Genomic DNA, 1,132 nt, shown 5'->3' on the forward strand with positions numbered 1-1,132 from the left:
CTTTGATACAAATCGTTGGGACATATAAACAGTTGTAGGGATGGTCAGAGGCGAGCCTCTTGTATTCAATCGAGGGGCTGAAATCCTTGCCAGGCGGTCATTTCGAGCATTGCAGCTCTATTTCATGCCTGAACGCCTCGCACTGTATTCTTAACAATGGAGCAATCAGATTAGGAGCCGTGTGAGGTGAAAGTCTCACGCACGGTTTTGTATGGGAGGGGGTGAAGGCGACTTCACTCTCGACCCCTACTTCGAGCACTTCCATCCGTTGCTGCGATGTCCCCATCTCACTGACAATGTTCCACACCCCCTCATGACCATCTCCAAGACAGGTAAACTGCTCCCCTAGGGGTTGGGCATTCACCCCACTCCAGTAGTCCTTGATTATCTTTAAAGAACGCTACACCCCCTTGCTCATGAACATTTAACCCTTTGTATTCTCTCCACTCACAGGGTTGACTCTCCTCAGTGGGCAGGCGAACCATTCCTCCATCTAGGCTCAGTTCCGTGTGGGGGGTCAGTTATCTCCACCTCACACCAGTCCTCTCGCTGTACAAGGCGTTGGAGCGTACTGTGGGAGATGCTCATCCCGGTCAGTATCGTGATATCCTCTTCGGCTCGTTGGTAAGCGTTATTAGCACTAACGAGCAAGCAACACTTCTCAAAGTATGGACTCCAACGAGTCCCTGGCTTCACTTGCAGTTGTTGACCTTGAGCGGTAGTGAGGGTGAGTTTACCGAGGATACTGGTCAGGGTGAGTTGTTTTCCACTGTGGCGGTCTGTTGCCTGGTCGATAAAAAAACTCCTAGTTGAGGCAAGACGTGTTCTTGAGTAAGAGCACGAACACTCTTCTCAATGGCTTCAAGGGCGGTGAGTTCAGCAGGGTTAGCTTCGCTGTAGAGAATGGCCGCAATCGCGTCAAGGTGTTGCTGGAGTTGAGCTGGTTTCTGAGAATCCATGAGTAGAGGGAGGGTGAGTGGTGCTTCGCTCATTATGTAGGGCTGTGGGTGAAGGTTGCACTAAGTACAATTATTCATTTCCTAACTGAGATGCACCCACTACATACTACATAAACCGAATACAGCCTTTATCTCAATCATTAAGCACAGTAACAACACTTGGTAAACCAGTA

General features: G+C 49.6%; 1 pseudogene. It reads right to left on the reverse strand.

Annotated elements, in window-relative coordinates:
* Positions 1-250 precede the first annotated feature (250 nt).
* Positions 251-959: pseudogene (locus tag P5674_RS25010) on the reverse strand (ISKra4 family transposase); the annotation flags it as partial.
* Positions 960-1,132: the final 173 nt, after the last annotated feature.

The organism is Limnospira sp. PMC 289.06 (assembly GCF_032350395.1).
In the GTDB taxonomy this organism is placed as follows: domain Bacteria; phylum Cyanobacteriota; class Cyanobacteriia; order Cyanobacteriales; family Microcoleaceae; genus Limnospira; species Limnospira platensis.